The organism is Tabrizicola sp. (assembly GCF_031377265.1).
GTDB lineage: Bacteria > Pseudomonadota > Alphaproteobacteria > Rhodobacterales > Rhodobacteraceae > JAUYQR01.
Window position 1 is genome coordinate 1 of record NZ_JANMET010000280.1, and the last position, 4,441, is coordinate 4,441.

Annotated in this window: 4 protein-coding genes and 1 pseudogene; 3 read left to right on the forward strand and 2 right to left on the reverse strand. The window is 62.9% G+C overall.

Annotation, left to right across the window (positions count from 1 at the left end; translation table 11 throughout):
- Positions 1–9: 9 nt before the first annotated feature.
- On the forward strand, positions 10–117 hold the full coding sequence (locus RMO18_RS15775) for an SDR family oxidoreductase (RefSeq protein WP_309667197.1): 108 nt from the start codon (positions 10–12) through the stop codon (positions 115–117).
- Positions 118–238: 121 nt separating this feature from the next.
- On the opposite strand, the gene eno is transcribed toward RMO18_RS15775, so the two are convergent.
- Positions 239–1,516 carry a phosphopyruvate hydratase gene (eno, locus tag RMO18_RS15780; protein WP_309667193.1) on the reverse strand — a complete coding sequence of 426 codons (1,278 nt, stop codon included), beginning with the start codon at positions 1,514–1,516 and terminating at the stop codon, positions 239–241.
- 50 nt (positions 1,517–1,566) lie between these two features.
- A complete protein-coding gene (locus RMO18_RS15785; RefSeq protein WP_309667194.1) occupies positions 1,567–2,463 on the reverse strand; it encodes a DMT family transporter in 897 nt (298 codons plus the stop codon).
- Between the two features lie 208 nt (positions 2,464–2,671).
- Here RMO18_RS15785 and RMO18_RS15790 point away from each other — a divergent pair, with 208 nt between their 5' ends.
- Together RMO18_RS15790 and RMO18_RS15795 are read left to right on the forward strand one after the other, a co-directional pair.
- Positions 2,672–3,556 (forward strand): DMT family transporter, encoded by an 885-nt coding sequence (locus RMO18_RS15790; protein ID WP_309667195.1) that lies wholly within the window; start codon positions 2,672–2,674, stop codon positions 3,554–3,556.
- A 451-nt stretch (positions 3,557–4,007) separates the two neighbouring features.
- A pseudogene (locus RMO18_RS15795) lies at positions 4,008–4,441 on the forward strand (vitamin B12-dependent ribonucleotide reductase); the annotation flags it as partial.

Below are 4,441 nucleotides of genomic sequence, written 5' to 3' on the forward strand. Positions count from 1 at the left end.
CCGGACGAAATCGCCCATGCGGCACTGTTCCTTGCCGCTGAAGAGGCCAGCTACATCACCGGCCAGTTGATCGTGGTCGATGGCGGCAACACCTTGCAGGAAATGAAAGGCGGCTGAGGGGGGGCTGGGGCAAACTGCCCCGCGCGGAGCGCTGCGCCCACGCGGCCAGTCCCACGACCACAGAAAAAGCAAAGGGGCCCCGAAGGGCCCCAAACGTCTCAAAATGCAGCCGTGATCTTCAGGCCCGCAGAACACTCCGTCCGGCATATTCCGCGGTCTCGCCCAGCAGTTCTTCGATGCGGATCAGCTGGTTGTACTTGGCCAGCCGGTCCGACCGCGACAAGGAGCCGGTCTTGATCTGGCCGCAGTTCGTGGCCACCGCCAGATCGGCAATCGTGGCATCCTCGGTTTCGCCCGACCGGTGGCTCATCACATTGGTATAGCCCGCCCGGTGCGCCATCTCCACCGCCTGCAACGTCTCGGTTAGCGTGCCGATCTGGTTCACTTTCACCAGCATTGAATTGGCGCAACCGGCTTTGATCCCCTCGGCCAGACGGCGCGGGTTGGTGACGAACAGATCGTCGCCCACCAGCTGGATCTTGCCGCCCAACTTGTCGGTCAAGAGCTTCCAGCCCGCCCAGTCATCCTCGGAACAGCCGTCTTCGATGCTGATGATCGGGTAATCCGCCGCCAGCCCGGCAAGGAAATCGACGTTCTCCTCGATGCTCAGGCTCTTGCCCTCGCCCGTCATCTCGTACTTGCCGCCCTTGAAGTATTCGGTGGCCGCGCAATCCAGCGCCAGATAGATATCCTCGCCCGGACGATAGCCCGCCTTTTCAATAGATTTCAGAATGAAATCAAGCGCGTCGCGGGCAGAGCTCAAGTTCGGCGCAAAGCCGCCTTCATCGCCGATCCCGGTGTTGTGGCCCGCGTTCTGCAACTCTTTCTTCAGCGTGTGGAACACTTCCGATCCCATCCGCACCGCCTCGCGGATGCTTTCGGCACCCACCGGCATGATCATGAATTCCTGGATGTCGATCGGGTTGTCGGCATGCTCGCCGCCGTTGATGATGTTCATCATCGGCACGGGCAGGACGCGTGCCGAGGTGCCGCCGACATAGCGGTACAACGGCTGGCCGCTGAACTCTGCCGCGGCCTTGGCCACCGCCAACGACACGCCCAGAATCGCATTCGCCCCCAGCCGCGACTTGTTCGGCGTGCCGTCCATCTCGATCATGGTGCGGTCGATGCCAACCTGCTCGGTCGCGTCAAAGCCGACGATCTCTTCGGCGATCTCGCCGTTCACTGCCGCCACCGCCTCCAGCACGCCCTTGCCCTTGTAGCGCGCCATGTCGCCATCGCGCCGCTCGTTGGCCTCATGCGCGCCGGTTGATGCGCCCGAGGGCACAGCGGCCCGGCCCATCGAGCCGTCCTCCAGGTAGACGTCCACCTCGACCGTCGGGTTGCCCCGGCTGTCCAGAATTTCGCGGGCGTGAATGTCGATGATCGTGCTCATGGGGGGCTCCCTTTGGGGCAATGACGCTCTCGCGCCCCCTTTAGCGCGCCTCACCCCAGTTGGGAAGCGCGTTTGCGCGCACGTTCGCGGGCAAAGGAATAAAGCCCCGACCCGATGATCAGGCTGGCCCCAAGATAGGTCAGCCCGTCCGGCCATTCGCCGAACACCAGCGCACCGATCACGATGGCAAAGATCAGCCGGGTGTAGCGGAACGGCGCGACCACCGAAATTTCACCGGTTCGCGTCGCCGCCGTGATCGCCCAGTAGCCAGCTGTCCCAAACGCCACGGCACCCACAAGAACCATTGCTTGCCATGGGGTTACGGCCTGAACTTCGCCCGAGGCGGCCATCATCATCACCCCCAGCAACGTCACCGCCATCAACCCCCAGGCCGACACTTGCGCCGTCGTCACCGCCTGCGGAATGCGGCGCGATGCCAGATCCCGCAGCGTCAGCCCCGCCACCGTGATCAGCACATAAAGCGCCTCGGGCCGAAAGCCTTCCAGCCCCGGCCGGATCACGATCAGCACCCCGGCAAAGCCAACCCCAATCGCGCTCCAGCGCCGCCAGCCGACGGTTTCCTGCATGAACAGCGCCGCTGCCATCGTCACCGCCAGCGGCATCTCCTGCAGCACTGCCGACACCGTCGACAACGGCACCGTCGCCAGCGCTGCGACATAGGCGGCAGAACCGACCATTTCCCCGATATTTCGCGCCAGAACAGCGGGTTGCAGCGCTTGCCTCACAAAGATCCGCTGCCCCCCCATTCGCGCCATCAGCACGAATACCGGCAACCCGAAAGCGCCGGACACAAAGATGATCTGCCCCAGTGGCAGCCCCTGTGCCGCCCATTTCAGGAACATGTCCTCGACGCCAAACAACGCCATCGATGCGACCATCAGAAAGATGCCGCGCAGGTTGTCGCCGCTTGCATGCGAGGGGTTCATGCGGCCTTCTAGCGGCCCCGGCAGCAAAGCGAAAGCCGCATCCCGCGCCGATCGAGGCCGCTGGCCCTAATCGCCATGGAGACTGCGCGGCGGTGCCGGCATTCGCTTCCGCGTTGGACCCTGTCGGAACGCCGCCCGGCGCTTCCTTGCCCTTGCCCGCCGCCTGAGGCACAAGGATGGCGCAAGATCATGGGGCGCAGGGCCGGGAATGGAACGCAAAGACAGGCTCGACCCGTTTGGCGGCGCGGTGCTGGTTGGTGTCACACTGCTGCTCGGCTTCAACCAGATCATCGTCAAGATGGTGAACGAAGGCCTGCAGCCGGTGTTCTTTGCCGGCCTGCGCTCGGCCTTGGCGGTTCTGTTCGTCTGGGCGTGGCTTGTGTACCGTGGCCGCCCGCCGCGCCTGAACCGTGCGGCCTTTGGTCCCGGCCTGTTGATGGGCCTGTTCTTTGCGGCCGAATTCATGTGTCTGTTCCTTGCCCTTGATCTGACCACCGTCGGGCGCACCTCGGTGGTGTTCTATTCAATGCCCGTCTGGTTCGCGATTCTCGCGCATTTCGGGCTTGGCGAACGGATCACGCTTCTGCGTGCCGTCGGCCTTGGGTTGGCCTTCGCGGGTACCGCTTGGGCGATTCTGTCGGGCCCCTCTACCGGGCAGGGCAGCCTGATCGGCGATCTTTTCGCTTTGGGCGGTGCGTTGGGCTGGGCTGGAACTGCGTTCATCGCCCGCCGCCCGGTGATGCGCGCCGAAGGGCCGGAAATACAGCTGTTCTGGATGGTGCTGGTATCAGCGCCGATCCTGCTGATTGCATCACCGTTGTTTGGCCCGTTGATCCGCGATCTGCAGCCCGTCCATCTGGTCTTGCTGGTGTTTCAGTCCTCGGTCGTGGTCGCGGGCGGTTTCATTGCATGGTTGTGGCTGATGTCGGTCTACCCCTCGTCAACGGTTGCGTCGTTTTCCTTCCTGACGCCGATCTTTGCGTTCACCTTGGGGGCCCTGGTGTTCGGCGAGACGGTCACCTGGGCGATTCTCGCGGCTCTGGCTCTGGTTGCGGTCGGCATCATTCTGATCAACCGCCCAACCCGCGCCTGACCGGGCAGAATCGGTTCTGGGTGGGGCAGGTCATGCGCCGGCCATTCATGCATCCCTTCAGGCTATTGCGCCAAACAGGCCAGATGCCTTGCAAATCACGCTCTCCTCACAAACCGCTGCAACTCTATCCCCAGAGATGTCCACAACCGGCGGTCGCAGAGCCCGCGCGGATCATGACATTCGCGTGACTGTTGCATCAAATACGTCAACCCGGAAAATTGCTGAAACGTGCAAAAAAATCCGTTGAACGAGCACTGCAAATACGACACTTTGATAAAGCGGCCGGGGACAACACCATATCTAGTGCCGCTGAGGTAGGACAGAGACCCGACATAAAGCGCGCCTGGACAGTGCGCGAAAGCCATGCCCGCAACAATCGGGCGGGATGTGGGGTCTTGCCTTCTCAACAAGTCATTATCGGCCGTAGGCCGCACAAACAGGGACCAGGGGCATGAAGATCGAGCGTAAGTTCACCACGGCAGAAACTGGTGCCTATGGCGCCATGGCGTTTTCCGTCACCACCTCCGAAATCCGCAATCCGGATGGCACGGTGGTGTTCCGTAACGAAGCTGTAGAGGTGCCGGACGGCTGGAGCCAGGTTGCCTCCGACGTTCTGGCGCAAAAGTATTTCCGCAAGGCCGGCATCCCGGCACGGCTGAAGCGGGTGAAGGAAAAGGGGGTTCCGGAATTCCTCTGGCGTTCGGTCGCCGACGACGAGGCGATGGCGGCATTGCCCGCGCACGAGCGCAACACTGGCGAAACCTCGGCCAAGCAGGTGTTTGACCGTCTTGCCGGCGCCTGGGCCTATTGGGGCTGGAAAGGCGGCTATTTCGCCACCGAGTCCGACGCCCGCGCCTATTTCGACGAGATGCGCTTCATGCTGGC

Bases quoted from the DNA above. Each gene is read 5' to 3' on its own strand.
- eno (WP_309667193.1), bottom strand. From the start codon at position 1,516: ATGAGCACGATCATCGACATTCACGCCCGCGAAATTCTGGACAGCCGG.
- RMO18_RS15785 (WP_309667194.1), bottom strand. From the start codon at position 2,463: ATGAACCCCTCGCATGCAAGCGGCGACAACCTGCGCGGCATCTTTCTG.
- RMO18_RS15790 (WP_309667195.1), top strand. From the start codon at position 2,672: ATGGAACGCAAAGACAGGCTCGACCCGTTTGGCGGCGCGGTGCTGGTT.